This window comes from Luteibacter sahnii (genome assembly GCF_034063545.1).
Classification (GTDB): Bacteria; Pseudomonadota; Gammaproteobacteria; order Xanthomonadales; family Rhodanobacteraceae; genus Luteibacter; species Luteibacter sahnii.
On sequence record NZ_JAQLOK010000001.1, the window covers coordinates 927,952 to 942,435 of the forward strand.

Genomic DNA, 14,484 nt, shown 5'->3' on the forward strand with positions numbered 1-14,484 from the left:
TTTTGTCGTCAACAAAATGGATGGCGGGTGTCAGTGAGGCCGCGCGTCCAGCAGATCGGCCACGGCGTCGACCAGGGCCTGTACGGCAAACGGCTTGGTCAGCAAAACGGCGCGCTCCGGCAGGCGGGCGTCGCTGAAGGCCTCCCACGCATAGCCGCTGATGAACAGCACCGGCAGGTGCGGATGGATTTCCCGGGCGCTGAGCGCGAGTTGTCGCCCGTCCATGCCGGGCAGGCCCACGTCGGTGACCAACACGTCGGGCCGCAACGGACCACGCAACACGTGAAGGGCCTCGCGGGCGTCTTCGTGGGCGCCGACGACGTAGCCGGCTTCTTCCAGAACCTCCCGCGCCAGCGAGCGAAGCATGGGCTCGTCTTCCACGAGCAGCACGTGCTCGCCCTGGCCGAATCGCTTTAGCACGGCCCCATGGGCGTGGGAGGCGTCGGCCTCGCCCGCGTGTCGGGGTAGCCAGAGGCTGACCGTGGTGCCTTTGCCGGGCGCCGAATCGATGATGGCTCGGCCGCCGGTCTGGCGGGCGAAGCCGTCGACCATCGACAGCCCCAGGCCCGTGCCCTGGCCGATCGCCTTGGTGGTGAAGAAGGGATCGAAGGCCTTCTCGATCACGGAGGGCGGCATGCCTGTGCCGGTGTCGGTCACGGATACCACGACATAGTCGGCCGGCCCCGTGCCGATATCGTGACCGCTGGCGTTGTGCGTGCGGATGGTGAGCACGCCACCATGGGGCATCGCGTCGCGTGCGTTGATCGCAAGGTTGAGTACGGCGCTTTCCAGCTGGCTGGCGTCGGACAGCGTGCGCCACAGGTCGGTCTGCATGCGCAGGTTGAGCTCGAGCCGTTCGCCCAGCAGAGGCCGCAGGAGGAGATCGAGCCCGCGAACGATCGCGTTGGCGTCGACGTCGGCAAGGGAGAGCGCCTGCTGGCGCGAGTAGGCCAGCAGGCGGTGGGTGAGCCCGGCGGCGCGCTTCACCGCGCCGCCGGCGGCGTCCAGTAGCCGACGCACGCCCTCCAGGCGGCCCTGTTCGAGCCGCTGGCCCACCACTTCGATCGCGCCCCCGATGCCACCGAGGATATTGTTGAAGTCGTGGGCGATGCCGCCGGTGAGGCGACCCAGGGCCTCGAGTTTCTGCGCATGGCGCAGCTGGTCTTCCATGTCGCGGCGCCGCTGCGTGTTGCGGCCCATGCCGTAAGCCACATCGCCATCGGGGACGCAGGTCCATGCGAACCAGCGGAAATCGCCGTTTTTGTGGCGGAAGCGCAATTCGAGGTCGACCACCACGTCGCCGTCCTGCAATTGGGTGATCGCATCGCGCGCGCGGTCGACGTCGTCGGGATGCACCAGTTCCTCGAAGTTGACGCCGACCAGTTCGCCCTCGTCGTAGCCCATCTCGTGCTGCCACGCCGGATTGAGGTTGCGGTAGTGGCCGTCACGGGTCGAAACCACGTAAAGGTCGCGCGAGATGCCCCATATCTGGTCGCGTTCGCGCGTACGCTGGTCGACCTCGCGCTCGAGCGAGCTGTTGATCTCGCGCAGCGCCATGGAGGAGCGCACGGCGCGCGTCGTCTCGTGCGTCGTGCCATGGATGCCGACAATCACCCCGTGCTCGTCGCGCAGCGGCATGTAGGAGAACGTCCACCAGGTTTCCTCGGCGAAGCCATGCCGCGATAGCCGCAGGGGCATGTCGCGATGCACCGCGCTTTCCCCGGCGAAGGCCCGCTCGACGTGGAGGGCGGCGTCCGAGTGCGCATCGGTCCACAGTTCGGCGATGGACTTGCCCGCCGCGCCCGCCAGCCGGGCGCCGAGCATCGGCCGGAAGGCGTCGTTGAAGAAGAACAGTCGCCCGCGCCCGGTCGCCACGAACATGGGCCGGGGCGAGTGGAAGATCGTCGAAAGCATCGCGCGCAGGGCCACCGGCCAGCGTTCCGGGGCGCCGGCCGGCGTGACCGTCCAGTCGAACGCGCGAACCTCGTCCGCAGCGGGCGAATCGCTTGGGAGGAAATCGAAAGGATCGGCGGCGCGCGACATCGGGGCCTCGGGGCTGCATGCGGTGTGCCAGGGGGCATGATGCACGATACGCGCCCGGTGCGAATGTTTCATGGCGCGCCTCTCACGCCCGCTCCACGCGCTTGCTGTGAGCGTGACGGCGAACACCACGGAGGAGGACCACCATGAACGACCAACCCACCCCTACGCCGCGCAAACAGAAGGGCGGTATCGGCTACGTGCTGCTCTGGCTGCTCGGCGTGCCGATCCCGGTGCTGATCCTGATCTTCCTCGTGCGCGGCTGTACGTAACGGATGCCCGAACGCAGCGCGGGCGCCCTGGGGCGCCCGCGCTGGAGAACGGATCGGCAGGGGGTCAGTGGCCCTTGCGCGCCTCGTCGGCGGCCTTGCCCACTTCCTTCTGCACCTTGCCGGCATTCTTCTCGATCTTGCCCGCGGCTTCCTTTGCGTGGTTACCGGTCACCTTGCCGACCACTTCCTTCACGGCGCCCTTGACTTCGTGCTTCATACCTTCGGTGCGGTTCTTGTCCATGGTGGTTTCCTCTGTCACTGCGCGATTCGCAGTGGTTGGATTAACGATGCGAAGCCATAACCGCCTTGTGAAGTGGCCGTTCGGGCGATTTCACGCAGGGTTTTACGTCGCATGCGCGGCACGGCGTTCTTGCTACGATGCGCCCCATGTTGCCCCTGCCCACGTCGGCCACCGCGCCGTTCTGTCCGTCTGAGGTGGCTGGCTCGATCGTCGTTCCGGCGCATCTTCCCTGGTGGAAGAAGGCCCTTCGATTCGCCGGCCCGGGCCTGCTCGTGTCCGTGGGCTACATGGATCCGGGCAACTGGGCCACCGATATCGAGGCGGGGTCGCGTTTCGGCTACCGGCTGCTCTTCGTCGTGCTGCTCTCCAGCCTCGCGGCCATCGTGCTGCAGTGTCTGGCGGCGCGGCTGGGCATCGCGACGGGGCGCGACCTCGCCCAACTCTCTCGCGACCGCTATGCCACGACGGTGGGTCGCATCCAGTGGGGGTTGGCGGAGATATCGATCATCTCCTGCGATCTGGCCGAGGTGCTCGGCAGCGCCCTGGCGTTCAAACTGCTCTTTGGCGTATCCCTGCCGGTCGGCGTGGCACTCACGGCGTTGGATACGTTTCTTGTGCTCGGCCTGCAGGGCAGGGGGTTCCGTCGCGTTGAGGCCATCGTCCTCGGCCTGGTCGGTACCATCGGCCTGTGTTTCGTCGTGCAGCTGTTTCTGATCGGCCCGGACTGGGGCGCGGTCGCCGCGGGATTCGTGCCGTCGCTTCATGCGGTGTCGACCACCGAACCGCTCTACCTCGCGATCGGCATCCTCGGGGCCACGATCATGCCGCACAACCTCTACCTGCATTCGTCCATCGTGCAGACCCGGGCGGTGTCGGGCGCGTCGGGCAAGCTCGCGGCCCTGCGCCTCACCCGGATCGACACGATCTGCTCGCTGGGCCTGGCCTTGCTCATCAATGCGGCGATCCTCGTCGTGGCGGCGTCGGCGTTCCACGGCACCGGTCGCACCGACGTGGCCGACATCGGGGACGCCTACAAGCTGCTCGCGCCGATTGCCGGCACGACCGTGGCCGCGATCGCGTTCGCGATCGGCCTGTTCGCCTCGGGCCAGAGTTCCACCTTCACCGGCACGATCGCGGGCCAGGTGATCATGGATGGCTTTCTGCGCCTGAAAATCCCCTGCTGGCAACGCCGGTTGATCACGCGCGGGCTGGCGATCGTGCCGGCCTTCATCGGGGTGTGGGTGATGGGCGACCGTGCGGTGGGCGAGTTGCTTGTGGCCAGCCAGGTCGTGCTGAGCGTGCAGTTGCCGTTCGCCATGTATCCGCTGATCCGCTTCACCAGCCAGCGCGACCTCATGGGCGAGTTCGTCAACACGCGGCCGGTGGCGCTCGTGGCGTGGCTGTTGTTCGTCGTGATCTCCGCAGCCAACGTATGGCTGGTCGCCCAGGTGTTCGGTCTGGCGTGACGCATCGCCCACGTGGGCATCACGGCGTTCGCTTCAGTCTCACCGCACGACGACACCAATGGCTATCCACGATGCACACACAGCCTTCGCCGGAGATTCCGGACATGCCCGGCCAGCCGCCTGAAGAACGGCCCACCTCCCCTGCACCCGAGGTGCCCGACATGGGGCGGCCGACGCCTCAGGATGCGCCGGGCTACCCCGATCATCCGGAAAGCCAGCGTTCGATGTCGATGTTCGGGGCACTACCCGAACCGCTCTCCATCCGTATTCCCTGAATCGCCTTTGCCGGGAGATTCGTCATGCCGGAGAAAGCCACCCTCGCCCGGGCCCGCAAGGACAAGAAGGAAGGCAAATCGCCTTCCACGCAAGCCGGTGAGTTCGTCAAGGAAGAGATCGAGCATGTCCGTGACGGCAAGCACGGCGCCCGCTCGACGAAGCAGGCGATCGCGATCGGCCTGTCCAAGGCGCGGCGTGCCGGCGCGAACGCGGCGCCGTCCCGGAGCGCGAGCCCGGCCACGCGTAAAAAAGCCTCGCAGGACATGGCCGCATCATCGGGGTCGTCGACCGGCGGAAACGCCCGCAAGACGGCGTTTCGCAAGCGCCCGGCGACCAAGAGCGCGCGCAAGACCGCCACGACGTCCGCGACACGCTCGCGGGCATCCCGGATCGTACTGAAGCGGGAGGGGCAGGGCGCGGTGTCGAAGCGCGCCCTGGCCAGTCAGGGCAGGAAAGCGGCGGCCAAACGGACCGTCGCCGATCGTTCCGCCGCTGCGAAGAAAGCCACACGGACCAAGGGGCCGGCGGCACGGAAGGCCGCGGCGAAGAAGGCCGCGCACACGCGGGCGCGCAAGGCCTCCTGACGAACGAAGGCCCGCCGATGGCGGGCCTTCTCGTGTCGTCAGCGAAGGCGGATTAGACCGCGTCGCCGCTCAGGCGGCTGGCGACTTCGCCGAGCCAATCGTAGCCGTCCATCTCACCACCGAAGAGATCCAGGCCGTTCGTCGCCTCAGTGGCGCGATAGCCCGTGGTGTATTCGAAGGTGGTGATGCCGTATTCGTTGCGCAGTTCATTCATGGTGGTGTCTCCCAGTCATCGCCAGACCGGATGTTTCTGGACGATCGCCACGTCGCCGGTCTCTGGCGTGGCGTGACCCCTTGGACGGATGAAGCGTCGCGGGTCGTTCAATGTGGTGAACAATGAGTTCGTTAGACTTTCGTCACGGGCTGGTTGGATCAATTTCTAAACCAACCGGTTTACCCACAAACCCTTAGTAGGGACGCCTGAAAGCTTTACAAGGGCCGCCAAGCATTAAATTGTTGGACAGCGGTTGTAAGCAAAAGGTTCAACGGACGCTTCAAGAAAATTCGTAGCGGTCGTTCCGGAAAGCCTTCCTGGACCTTTCGTTCGCCGGGCGGTGCCGATGCGTTAACCCTAGTTTAACTCGAACGGGCGTTTGACGCCAACCCGGCCGTTGGCGGCCGTTCAACCGGGGGCCCGCGAGGGTCTAGAATCCCTGGTCCACCGTTTGAGGAAATCGCCCATGAAGTCTCGCGCCGCCGTCGCCTGGGAAGCAGGAAAGCCGCTCTCTATCGAGCACATCGACGTCCAGGGTCCCAAGGCCGGCGAAGTGCTCGTGCGCATCGTGGCCACCGGCGTCTGCCATACCGATGCGTTCACCCTGTCGGGTGACGACTCCGAGGGAGCGTTCCCCGTGATCCTCGGCCACGAGGGCGGCGGCATCGTGGAGGAGGTCGGCGAGGGCGTCACGTCGCTCAAGCCGGGCGACCACGTGATTCCGCTCTATACGCCCGAGTGCGGCGAGTGCAAGTTCTGTCGTTCGGGCAAGACCAACCTCTGCCAGAAGATCCGCGTGACGCAGGGCAAGGGCCTGATGCCGGACGGCACCTCGCGCTTCTCGATCGGCGGCAAGCCGCTGCTGCATTACATGGGCACGAGCACGTTCAGCGAGTACACCGTGCTGCCGGAGATCTCGCTGGCCAAGATCAACAAGGACGCCCCGCTGGACAAGGTCTGCCTGCTCGGCTGCGGCATCACCACCGGCATCGGCGCCGTGCTCAATACCGCCAAGGTCGAGCCGGGTGCCACGGTGGCCGTGTTCGGCCTGGGCGGCATCGGCCTGTCGGTGGTGCAGGGCGCGGTCATGGCCAAGGCCTCGCGCATCGTCTGCGTGGACATGAACCCGTCGAAGTTCGAGATGGCGAAGATGCTCGGCGCCACGGATTTCGTCAACCCGCGCGACTACCCGGATACCCCGATCCAGCAGGTCATCGTCGACCTGACCGATGGCGGCGTCGACTATTCGTTCGAGTGCATCGGCAACGTCGAGGTGATGCGCGCCGCCCTGGAGTGCTGCCACAAGGGCTGGGGCGAGTCGATCATCATTGGCGTGGCCGGGGCGGGGCAGGAGATCCGCACCCGCCCGTTCCAGTTGGTGACCGGGCGCGTGTGGCGCGGCTCGGCGTTCGGCGGCGTGAAGGGCCGCAGCGAACTGCCCGGCTATGTCGACCGCTACATGGGCGGCGAGATCAAGATCGATCCGATGATCACCTACACGATGGGCCTGGACGACATCAACCGCGCCTTCGACCTCATGCACGAGGGCAAGTCCATCCGTTCCGTCATCATCTACTGAGTGCCGCCGATGAACGACACGATCGACCTGATCCACCGTTACTACGACGCGTTCAACCGTCGCGACTGGCCGGGCATGCTCGCGCTGCTCGACGACAACGTGCACCACGACGTGAACCAGGGCGGTCGGGAAACCGGCCGCGCGCGCTTCGCCGCCTTCCTTGAGCGGATGAACACCAGCTACGCCGAAGAACTCAGGCACATCGTCATCATGGCCAACGAGGCCGGCGACCGGGCCGCGGCGGAATATGTCGTCCACGGCGAATACAAGGCCACCGACGAGGGCCTGCCGCTGGCGCAGGGCCAGCGTTACGTGTTGCCGGGCGGGGCGTTCTTCGACGTGCGCGACGGGCGCATCACGCGCGTGACCAACTACTACAACCTTGAGGATTGGCTGTCGCAAGTGCGGCGGGTCGAGGTGGACTGACGCGACGGCCGGTTCCCGAACCGGCCGTTTCGCGCTCTAATGGCAACCCGTCCCCCCTGCGTTCACTCCCCATGTCGCTGCACGAATTCCAGCTCGAGGGCGACTACGTCGAACTCAACATCCTCCTCAAGCTCACGGGCATCGCCGGCAGCGGCGGGGAGGGCAAGCACCTGGTCGCCGAAGGCCTGGTGAAGGTCGACGGCACGGTCGAGCGGCGCAAGACCTGCAAGGTGCGCGCGGGGCAGGTGGTGACGATCGGCGACGACGAGGTACGCGTCGTCGCCTGAACCGGTCAGGACATCACGTTGAGCTGGGTGGCGCCGATCACGGCGATGAATACCACCGACAGCATCCAGAAACGGCTCGGATCGCGCCATACGCACACGCCCAGGCAGACCACGCCGAGCACGCACGACACGATGCCGGCGGCCGTGAGGCCGAGCGCCAGCAGCGAGGGGTCGCCGCCGCCGGAGGCGAGCAGGAGCGGATGAAAGATCGCGTACCACGCCAGCACGAGGCAGGCGCCGCCGACGATGCCGAGCAGCCAGTTGGAGGGATGGTGCCTGGGAAAACGCTGGATGCCGAGATAGATGGCGAGAACGACGACAGCAAAAACGACGAGCAATAAGGCCATGCGATAACCCCTTTGTCGTGACTGGTGCGGTCCCCACCGCGAGAGTCGTTCCGTCGAGCATGGACCATGTGACGTTCCGCGTCATGCTGCGGCGCGATAAGGGCCTGGGAGGGTTTCGTCGGCCCTGGCGGCGTTTCGTCGGAAACCTCCGCTCCTGCCGAACGTCGCGGCGTATGCTCCGTGCGCATTCGAACGAGGGGCAGGGCATGGCGAGTATCAAGTTTCTGGGACGCATCCTGATCGCGTGGTTCGCCGCCTGGTGCGTGCTGATGGTCGTGTGGAACGCGGCCGACTGGAACGGCGGGGAGTTGCCGCTGATCTTCCGGCTCGCGATATTCGTCGGCATGCTGATGTCGCTGGCCCGCGGTGTCACGCACCTTTATCGGGTGCGCACCATCGCCGGCCGCGTCGATGCGGAAACCCTTTCCAATCGCCAGCGCCGGCGGGTGGAACTCGCCTGCGACGTCGACGAGGCCTTCGTCCTGGTCGAGGAGGTGGTGCGCGAACTGCCGTATGTGCAGGACGTGCACGCACGCAAGGGCAGCCTGACCGTGCAGGCCATGATCCGTCCGCCGCGCGTGGAAGCGGCGTCCCGCCGCTGGCGGCGCTGGCTGGGCTCGGTGGACCGCGACACCCGCGTATCCGCCACCGTCACGCCGGCCGACGGTTCGTCGAGCGCCATGGTCGCCTGCGAACCCGACGTGGGCGCATGGGCCGACTGGTTCTATCCCGATACGGGCGTGTCGCTCGACACGGTCGAAACGCTGATGCGCGCGATTACCCAGCGGATGGCGGTGCGGCGCAGCCGTGAGCGCGCCGACGCGCGGCAGACCGCCATGGAAAAAGAGCTGACCGCGGCACAACTCGGCCTCCTGCAGGCGCAGGTCGAACCGCACTTTCTGTACAACACGCTGGCCAGCGCGCAGGAGCTGGTGCGTACCGACCCCGCGCGCGCAGACCGCATGCTGGGCCACCTGATCGACTACCTGCGTCGCTCGCTGCCTCGCACGGACGGTTCGCTGTCCACCCTCGGACAGGAGCTGGAACGCTCGACCGCCTGGCTGGAGATCATGCGGCTGCGGATGGGCGAGCGGCTTGCCGTGCATGTCGACGTGGCGGCGACGGCCCTGACGATACCGATGCCGTCGATGATGTTGCAGACCCTCGTGGAGAACGCCATCAAGCACGGTCTCGAGCCCAAGCCCGGCGGCGGCGGTATCTGGATTCGCGCCGGGGTGGATACCTCCCTGCTGTCGCTCACGGTGGCCGACGACGGCCTGGGTTTCCGCAGCGATGGCGCCGGCACCGGCATCGGCCTGAAAAACCTGCGCGAACGGCTTCGCCTCACCTACGCTGGCGCGGCGGGCTTCACCATCGGCAACAACTTCCCCCACGGCGTGGCGGCGACGATCACGCTGCCGGTGCACGAGGGAGCCTCCCATGCTTAAGTGCATCGTGGCCGAGGACGAGGCGCTCCTGAGCACGGCCCTGCGTCGCGAACTCGCCGTGGCCTGGCCGGAGCTGGCGATCGTGGAAGTGGCCGAGGATGGCGGCGCGGCATTGGAGGCGATAGCCAACCACCGTCCCGACGTGGCCTTCCTCGACATTCGCATGCCGGGACTTACCGGCATGGAGGTGGCCGCCGCGGCAGCCGATGCCAGCCCCTCGACGCTGGTGGTATTCGTGACCGCCTACGATCAATACGCGGTGGACGCCTTCGAGCGCGGGGCCGTGGACTACCTGCTCAAGCCCGTGACGGCGGAGCGCCTGGCCCACACGGTGGCGCGACTGCGCGGTCGACTGGCCGAGGCCGGCCGCCACGCGGAGCGCGCCTCGCGCATGGCCCGCGACCTGCTCGAACGCTTCGACCCGCAGCCCGACGAACCGTTGACCTGGATCACCGCCAGCGCGGGCCGCGGCACCCGGTTGATCCTCGTCGACGACGTGATCTATTTCCGTGCCGACAACAAATACACGGTGGTCGCGACGGGAGAGGGCGACGCCTTGCTCAGCCGGCCGATCCGCGACCTGCTGCGCCAGCTCGATCCGCGCACGTTTCGCCAGATCCACCGTTCGACCATCGTCAACCTGCGCCACGTCGCCTCAGTGGAGCGCGACGACAGCGGCAAGGGTTGCCTGCGGCTGCGTGGACGTCCCGACACGCTGGCGGTCAGCCAGCCGTTCATGGCCATCTTCCGCGCGATGTGACCCAAGGAGACCTTGCATGCGCACGCTTATCGCGATCGTCTATGGCCTGCTCAACCTCGTCGGCTGTTCCGGCGCCCCGGACCGGAGCATCGTGGTCTCATCGTCGGAGAACGGCGTCGCCGTGCTCGACAGCCGCACCGACATCGACATGGGCCGGACGGAATTCGCCTGCGAAACCAGTCGCAGCGGCCATTGCTATTACGCCTTGTTCTACGAGGGGCAGCCGATCCGCAGCTTCGTGCTGGCGGTGGCCGAACGGCGCCGCATCGACGGCCTGCCCGACGGCTTCCAGCAATGCGTGGGCAGCGACCCGTCCCGGATGACGCCGGGTTGCCGCCCACGCTGAGCCGCCCTCACGGTTGGGCGCGCGGTACCACCGTGTAGGTGATCTTTGACGGATGCGCGGCGTCGTGGTGCACCGCGTTGTGCGCGATCACGCCCTTGGCCTCGTCGTAGTTGTTGCCGCCGGTGTTGAGGTTGCGGTCGAAGCGGGGGAAGTTGCTGCTGGCGATGGCTACGCGGAGGGTGTGTCCCGGCTTGAAGAACCAGCTCGTGTCGATCGGCTGGAACGTCACCTTGTAGATCTCGCCGTCCTTCATCCAGACCGGCGGCTTGTCGTAGCCATCGCGGTACCGCATGCGCTGGATGTTCTCGGTGATGTTGAAGGCCTTGCCGTCGGGCATCACGTCCATCACCTTGAAGGTGAAGTCGGTGTCCTTCGCGTCGGAGGATACGTAGAGCGTCACGGTGATCGGGCCGCTCACCTCGGTGCCCTGGGTGAAGGGGGCCGAGTCGTACACGAGGATGTCGTTGCGCGCGAGCTGCGGGTTCTGGTCGAACGAGCCGAACTTCACCGCCGTGCCCTGGCAGCACCCGCCGCCACCGAGCGTGGTCACGGGGTTCATCGGGTCATAGATGAACCGATCGGGCTGGTCGGCGCCCGTCGGTGCCGTGGGCGACAGCTTGCCGTCGCCGTAGAGCGTGTTCGCCTTGCCGCCGCTGGTGAAGTAGAGGTCGCGCGTTACGGCGCCGGCCGGAGGCCAGGTCGTCGTGTTGTGCCAGGCGTTCTCGCCCATCGTGTAATACATCACCTTGGCCTGGCGGTCGACCACTGGGCTGTCCTCGCCCTTGAGCCATTTGTCGAACCAGCCGTAGACGAGGGCGTCGTAATCGAAGCGGGCGTCGCCCACGTCGAGGTCGCCGATCACGGTGTGCTCGGTGGCACGGGTATAGGCGCAATGCAGCACCGGGGCGATGACGGCGTACTGCTCGTCGGCGACGTTCTTCGGCGCGGTCGCGCGCACGTGGTTGTACGCGGCGAGGTTGGGCGACACGGACACGTCGAACCAGCTCATGAACCACAGGCCCGGCTTGTCGATCTTCATGGTGTCATGCCACAGGCCGCCCTTGTACCAGGCAGGGCTGTTGGGCGTGCGGGCGATCATGTTGCCGCCGGTGGGCACGTCCATCACGTCGGCGAAGATGCCCTTGGGCCCGTTCACCGATGTCATGATGTCCTTTTCCGGCAGCACCCAGAACGCCTTGTCCCAGTCGGCGCGCGGCGGCGCCGAGTCGAGGTCGAACATCTTTGACGCGCGGATCAGGTCGGCCTGCGACATGGTCGACGGGAACTGCGGGCGCACCTGGTTCTGCTCTTTGTAGAGCCAGTCGATGAAAAGCATCTGCACGGCACCGCCGCGATACCAGTTGCCCTGCTCGTAGTAGGGGCCGACGCGGCCGACGCCCGCGCCGAAGCCCTGCACGTTGAACGCGGCCAGGCCGGGGGTGTCCTGGGCGACCACGGCCATCTGCCATTCCGCCGTGGACGAACATCCCGTGGTACCCACCTTGCCGTTCGACCACGGCTGCGAGGTGATCCAGCGGACAGCATCCACGCCGTCGGACAGCGGAGCGCCCAGGATCTCGTAATTGCCCTCGGAAAAATAATGGCCGCGCTCGTTCATCTCGACGAGGGCGTAGCCGCGCTTGACCACTTTCAGTTCGTCGCTCATGTCGCGTGGCGCGCCGAGCTTCACGTCCCAGAAATTGAAATTGTAGGGGGTGCGCACGAAGATGGTCGGCACCTTGCCTGTGGCGTTCTTCGGCCGGTAGATGTCGGCGGCCATGCGCTTGCCGTCGCGCATCTTCACCATCACCTTGCGATCGACCACGGCGGCGTCCTGCAGCTGGCGCTCGACCGCTTCGCGCTTGTCCACGAGCACCTGCTGTTCGCGCGTGAGCGCGTCCTGGGCGGACACGGTGCCGATCGCGACGACAAGGCAGACACTGCCCAAGGCCACCGACGCGGTGGTGCGGAACACGGACGGGGTACGGCGCATGCGACGGTGACCTTATGCCAGGACGACGTTCGAGTCTGGCAAAGCGGTCCGGTGAGGTAAATCGTGACTTGTGGCAGGGGCGGCGGGTCAGGCCTCGGGCACCGCGACGCCGTGACGTTGCAGGATCGCCGACACCTCGGCGCTCACCCAGTCGAAATGATCCGGGCCCGCGGCTTCCAGCACGGCGTTCGACTTCTGCGCGAACGCTGGCCAGAACGCGTCGGGGTCCGGGTTGTCATGCAGGTCGCGGGCCACCTCGCTGTCGAGGCGTTCGAGCATGCGTTCAAGGTCGTGTCGATGGCTCATGGGCGCAAGTTAACCCCGGCCTATGTCCGTACCGCGTATACGCGATGACGCTCCGGCGCCTACCTCAATCATGGTTCAGGTTCATGGCGAGGCACGTCCGGACAAGCCCGGCGTCGCGCACATTGGCTATCCTGCCGGATGCGTTGCGAGGGGCCCTGCATGTCGTCGACCGAAACCTTCAAGTTCATCCTCATCCTGCTGGTCGCGTTGCTGGTGCTCGAACTCATCGCGCGGCGCCTGCGCCTGCCGACGGCCGCCGCGCTGCTGGCCGGTGGCGTGGGTATCGCGTTCCTGCCGGGGATTCCGCCGGTCACGTTCGATCCGGAACTGGTGCTCATCGTGTTCCTGCCGCCGCTGCTGCAGGACGGGGCGTTCTATACGGTGTGGTCGGATTTCCGCCGCTATCTCGGCGGCATCCTCTGGCTGGCGGTGGGCGCGGTGATCTTCACCACCTTCGTGGTCGGCGCGGTGGCGCACGCGATGGTACCGTCGTTGCCCTGGGGCGCCTGTTTCGCGCTGGGTGCGGTGGTGTCGCCACCGGATGCCGTCGCCGCCAAGGCCGTGCTCAGCAAGGTGCGCCTGCCGCGCCGGCTCAACGTGCTGCTGGAAGGCGAGAGCCTGCTCAACGACGCGACGGGACTGGTGCTGTTCCGCTTCGCCACGGCGGCCGTGCTGACCGGCGCCTTCAGCCTCCAGGACGCCGTGTTCAGCTTCGCGGGACTCGCGCTCGGCGGGGTCGCCGTGGGTTTCGCGGTGGGCCATGCGCTGGTCTTCGCGTTACGCCATATCCGCGACGTGTTCCTCGTGATCATCGCTTCCTGCCTGTCGCCGTGGGCGGCCTACATCGGCGGCGAAGCACTGCACGTGTCGGGCGTGATCGCCACCGTCACCGCCGGCATCATCTTCGGGTGGTACCAGCACGATGTGTTTTCCGCGCACGTGCGCATCCGCAGCACGGCGTTCTGGAAGGTAATGATTTTCCTGCTCGAAGCGCTCGTGTTCATTCTGATCGGCTTCTCGCTGCGGGGCGTGGTGGAGCGTCTGGGCGGCCTGGGCAACGCGGTCGAGGCGCTCGGCCTGCCGATCCTGGCGATGCTCGGTGCGGTGATCGCCTCGCGTTTCGTCTGGGTATACGCCACCGATTACCTGCGCGTTCCGCTGGCGCGCCTGGTCGGGCGCACGGCGCCGCCGCCGACGCCACGCGGCAGTTTCCTGCTCGGTTGGGCGGGCATGCGCGGGGTCGTCACCCTGGCCATCGCGCTGTCGTTGCCCGAGGCCATGCCGGGGCGCGACCTGACGATCGCGGCCGCCTTTGTCGTGATCCTGGTGACGGTGGTAGTGCAGGGCGGCACCATGGGCTGGGTGATCCGCTTTCTGGGGCTGGATCGCGTCGCCACGCACACGCACGATCACCATCTCACCGAGGGTCAGGCCTCCGCCCTGATCGACAAGGCGCAGCTGGACGCCGTGCGAGCCGGGGCCTATGACGTCGACGGCCGGCTCGTCCATCCCCGCCTGCTCGAGCAGTACACCTACCGACTCTCGGTCGCCGAGCGCTACGCGACGGCCTCGCGCGAGGTGGTGGATGCCAGTGGCCGCACGGCGCACTACGACGTGATTCTGGCGGCCATTGCCGCAGGGCGGGTGGAGATGCTGCGCCTGCATCGCTCGGGGCAGATCCACGACGACCTGCTGCACTACTTCGAGCGCGACCTCGACCTGCAGCAGATCGAAGCCGAAAACGATCGCGAGGCGCCGCAGGTCTGATGCACGTCGGGCGCGCTTGCGGGTCGCTCTAATGCGGACGACCTGTCCGAACCGCGAGGGTACACACCAGGATCTTCCGCGACACCGCCCAGGTGCCACGCGCTCTGGGGGCACAAGGTTGTAAGGCACCAC

At 66.8% G+C, this 14,484-nt stretch carries 17 protein-coding genes; 11 read left to right on the forward strand and 6 right to left on the reverse strand.

Translation table 11 applies throughout. From position 1 onward, the window contains the following. Positions 1-30 precede the first annotated feature (30 nt). Complete coding sequence (locus PI246_RS04260; protein WP_320550039.1) at positions 31-2,115, reverse strand: hybrid sensor histidine kinase/response regulator; 2,085 nt, start codon at positions 2,113-2,115, stop codon at positions 31-33. 71 nt (positions 2,116-2,186) lie between these two features. Between PI246_RS04260 and PI246_RS04265 the strand changes: the two genes are divergently transcribed. Next, positions 2,187-2,312 (forward strand): hypothetical protein, encoded by a 126-nt coding sequence (locus PI246_RS04265; RefSeq protein WP_320550040.1) that lies wholly within the window; start codon positions 2,187-2,189, stop codon positions 2,310-2,312. 64 nt (positions 2,313-2,376) lie between these two features. Here the strand turns inward: PI246_RS04265 and PI246_RS04270 are convergent, their stop codons facing one another. Beyond that, complete coding sequence (locus tag PI246_RS04270) at positions 2,377-2,553, reverse strand: CsbD family protein (protein ID WP_320550041.1); 177 nt, start codon at positions 2,551-2,553, stop codon at positions 2,377-2,379. A 149-nt stretch (positions 2,554-2,702) separates the two neighbouring features. On the opposite strand from PI246_RS04270, the gene PI246_RS04275 reads away from it, so the two are divergent. From PI246_RS04275 to PI246_RS04285, 3 genes are all read left to right on the forward strand, one after another. Next, entirely contained in the window at positions 2,703-4,019 is a 1,317-nt protein-coding gene (locus PI246_RS04275; RefSeq protein ID WP_407069778.1) for an Nramp family divalent metal transporter, read from the forward strand. Between the two features lie 71 nt (positions 4,020-4,090). Beyond that, positions 4,091-4,294 carry a hypothetical protein gene (locus PI246_RS04280; RefSeq protein ID WP_320550043.1) on the forward strand — a complete coding sequence of 68 codons (204 nt, stop codon included), beginning with the start codon at positions 4,091-4,093 and terminating at the stop codon, positions 4,292-4,294. 24 nt (positions 4,295-4,318) lie between these two features. Next, positions 4,319-4,879: a DUF6496 domain-containing protein gene (locus PI246_RS04285; protein WP_320550044.1), complete on the forward strand. Its 561-nt coding sequence runs from the start codon at positions 4,319-4,321 to the stop codon at positions 4,877-4,879. Between the two features lie 52 nt (positions 4,880-4,931). Here PI246_RS04285 and PI246_RS04290 read toward each other — a convergent pair whose 3' ends face one another. Then, the gene (locus tag PI246_RS04290; protein WP_320550045.1) at positions 4,932-5,093 is read right to left on the reverse strand and encodes a hypothetical protein; all 162 of its coding nucleotides are present in this window, start codon (positions 5,091-5,093) and stop codon (positions 4,932-4,934) included. Between the two features lie 466 nt (positions 5,094-5,559). On the opposite strand from PI246_RS04290, the gene PI246_RS04295 reads away from it, so the two are divergent. The 3 genes from PI246_RS04295 (at position 5,560) to PI246_RS04305 (ending at position 7,385) form a co-directional block, all read left to right on the forward strand. Beyond that, the gene (locus PI246_RS04295) at positions 5,560-6,672 is read left to right on the forward strand and encodes an S-(hydroxymethyl)glutathione dehydrogenase/class III alcohol dehydrogenase (protein ID WP_320550046.1); all 1,113 of its coding nucleotides are present in this window, start codon (positions 5,560-5,562) and stop codon (positions 6,670-6,672) included. Between the two features lie 9 nt (positions 6,673-6,681). Next, positions 6,682-7,098 (forward strand): ketosteroid isomerase-related protein, encoded by a 417-nt coding sequence (locus PI246_RS04300; protein ID WP_320550047.1) that lies wholly within the window; start codon positions 6,682-6,684, stop codon positions 7,096-7,098. 71 nt (positions 7,099-7,169) lie between these two features. Beyond that, positions 7,170-7,385, forward strand: coding sequence for an RNA-binding S4 domain-containing protein (locus PI246_RS04305; RefSeq protein ID WP_320550048.1), 216 nt, complete (start codon positions 7,170-7,172; stop codon positions 7,383-7,385). Positions 7,386-7,390: 5 nt separating this feature from the next. Here PI246_RS04305 and PI246_RS04310 read toward each other — a convergent pair whose 3' ends face one another. Beyond that, positions 7,391-7,732, reverse strand: coding sequence for a hypothetical protein (locus PI246_RS04310; protein ID WP_320550049.1), 342 nt, complete (start codon positions 7,730-7,732; stop codon positions 7,391-7,393). A 206-nt stretch (positions 7,733-7,938) separates the two neighbouring features. Here PI246_RS04310 and PI246_RS04315 point away from each other — a divergent pair, with 206 nt between their 5' ends. From PI246_RS04315 to PI246_RS04325, 3 genes are read left to right on the forward strand one after another with little or no spacing between them, the layout of a single operon-like run. Further along, positions 7,939-9,180 carry a sensor histidine kinase gene (locus tag PI246_RS04315; RefSeq protein ID WP_320550050.1) on the forward strand — a complete coding sequence of 414 codons (1,242 nt, stop codon included), beginning with the start codon at positions 7,939-7,941 and terminating at the stop codon, positions 9,178-9,180. Next, the gene (locus tag PI246_RS04320) at positions 9,173-9,940 is read left to right on the forward strand and encodes a LytR/AlgR family response regulator transcription factor (RefSeq protein ID WP_320550051.1); all 768 of its coding nucleotides are present in this window, start codon (positions 9,173-9,175) and stop codon (positions 9,938-9,940) included. The genes PI246_RS04315 and PI246_RS04320 overlap by 8 nt, the downstream gene beginning before the upstream one ends. A gap of 16 nt (positions 9,941-9,956) precedes the next feature. After that, positions 9,957-10,286 (forward strand): hypothetical protein, encoded by a 330-nt coding sequence (locus PI246_RS04325; RefSeq protein ID WP_320550052.1) that lies wholly within the window; start codon positions 9,957-9,959, stop codon positions 10,284-10,286. Positions 10,287-10,293: 7 nt separating this feature from the next. Here PI246_RS04325 and PI246_RS04330 read toward each other — a convergent pair whose 3' ends face one another. Beyond that, positions 10,294-12,279, reverse strand: coding sequence for a CocE/NonD family hydrolase (locus PI246_RS04330; RefSeq protein ID WP_320550053.1), 1,986 nt, complete (start codon positions 12,277-12,279; stop codon positions 10,294-10,296). A gap of 87 nt (positions 12,280-12,366) precedes the next feature. Then, entirely contained in the window at positions 12,367-12,585 is a 219-nt protein-coding gene (locus tag PI246_RS04335) for a hypothetical protein (protein WP_320550054.1), read from the reverse strand. Positions 12,586-12,744: 159 nt separating this feature from the next. Between PI246_RS04335 and PI246_RS04340 the strand changes: the two genes are divergently transcribed. Continuing rightward, a complete protein-coding gene (locus PI246_RS04340; protein WP_320550055.1) occupies positions 12,745-14,352 on the forward strand; it encodes a cation:proton antiporter in 1,608 nt (535 codons plus the stop codon). The last annotated feature ends 132 nt before the right edge of the window (positions 14,353-14,484 follow it).

Bases quoted from the DNA above. Each gene is read 5' to 3' on its own strand.
- PI246_RS04260 (WP_320550039.1), bottom strand. From the start codon at position 2,115: ATGAAACATTCGCACCGGGCGCGTATCGTGCATCATGCCCCCTGGCAC.
- PI246_RS04265 (WP_320550040.1), top strand. From the start codon at position 2,187: ATGAACGACCAACCCACCCCTACGCCGCGCAAACAGAAGGGCGGTATC.
- PI246_RS04270 (WP_320550041.1), bottom strand. From the start codon at position 2,553: ATGGACAAGAACCGCACCGAAGGTATGAAGCACGAAGTCAAGGGCGCC.
- PI246_RS04280 (WP_320550043.1), top strand. From the start codon at position 4,091: ATGCACACACAGCCTTCGCCGGAGATTCCGGACATGCCCGGCCAGCCG.
- PI246_RS04285 (WP_320550044.1), top strand. From the start codon at position 4,319: ATGCCGGAGAAAGCCACCCTCGCCCGGGCCCGCAAGGACAAGAAGGAA.
- PI246_RS04290 (WP_320550045.1), bottom strand. From the start codon at position 5,093: ATGAATGAACTGCGCAACGAATACGGCATCACCACCTTCGAATACACC.
- PI246_RS04295 (WP_320550046.1), top strand. From the start codon at position 5,560: ATGAAGTCTCGCGCCGCCGTCGCCTGGGAAGCAGGAAAGCCGCTCTCT.
- PI246_RS04300 (WP_320550047.1), top strand. From the start codon at position 6,682: ATGAACGACACGATCGACCTGATCCACCGTTACTACGACGCGTTCAAC.
- PI246_RS04305 (WP_320550048.1), top strand. From the start codon at position 7,170: ATGTCGCTGCACGAATTCCAGCTCGAGGGCGACTACGTCGAACTCAAC.
- PI246_RS04310 (WP_320550049.1), bottom strand. From the start codon at position 7,732: ATGGCCTTATTGCTCGTCGTTTTTGCTGTCGTCGTTCTCGCCATCTAT.
- PI246_RS04315 (WP_320550050.1), top strand. From the start codon at position 7,939: ATGGCGAGTATCAAGTTTCTGGGACGCATCCTGATCGCGTGGTTCGCC.
- PI246_RS04320 (WP_320550051.1), top strand. From the start codon at position 9,173: ATGCTTAAGTGCATCGTGGCCGAGGACGAGGCGCTCCTGAGCACGGCC.
- PI246_RS04325 (WP_320550052.1), top strand. From the start codon at position 9,957: ATGCGCACGCTTATCGCGATCGTCTATGGCCTGCTCAACCTCGTCGGC.
- PI246_RS04330 (WP_320550053.1), bottom strand. From the start codon at position 12,279: ATGCGCCGTACCCCGTCCGTGTTCCGCACCACCGCGTCGGTGGCCTTG.
- PI246_RS04335 (WP_320550054.1), bottom strand. From the start codon at position 12,585: ATGAGCCATCGACACGACCTTGAACGCATGCTCGAACGCCTCGACAGC.
- PI246_RS04340 (WP_320550055.1), top strand. From the start codon at position 12,745: ATGTCGTCGACCGAAACCTTCAAGTTCATCCTCATCCTGCTGGTCGCG.